The organism is Pseudoalteromonas sp. S1650, from assembly GCF_005887195.1.
Classification (GTDB): Bacteria; Pseudomonadota; Gammaproteobacteria; order Enterobacterales; family Alteromonadaceae; genus Pseudoalteromonas; species Pseudoalteromonas simplex.
In genome coordinates this window covers 1-267 of record NZ_PNDF01000249.1, presented here as the reverse complement: position 1 = coordinate 267, position 267 = coordinate 1, and the positions used below count along the sequence as shown (strand labels likewise).

The following is a 267-nucleotide window of genomic DNA, read 5'->3' as shown; positions in this document are numbered from 1 at the left end:
GGCTTATAAGGCGGAAGGGGTTGCGTTGACTGCCAAGGGAGCACACCTAAAATCGCAACGTTGATGATAGGAATGGACCAAACTACCGCTTCAATCGTATTAGAGGGCGCCCACTGTGGAGCGTAAATTTCTTGCTCTCGTCCATCACGGTATTTCCATGCAAAATAAATTGTCATGGCAATAACTGGAATCACAACAATCAGCATTAACACCGTATCTACGATAATTATATACTTCTCGTCGACAACAATTAGACCTTTTGGATCG

General features: G+C 43.8%; 1 protein-coding gene. It reads right to left on the bottom strand.

All coding sequences use genetic code 11. The features are described 5' to 3' along the window. Positions 1-267: cytochrome ubiquinol oxidase subunit II family protein (locus CWB80_RS22300; protein ID WP_502705023.1), on the bottom strand; the 267-nt coding region annotated here is incomplete at both ends.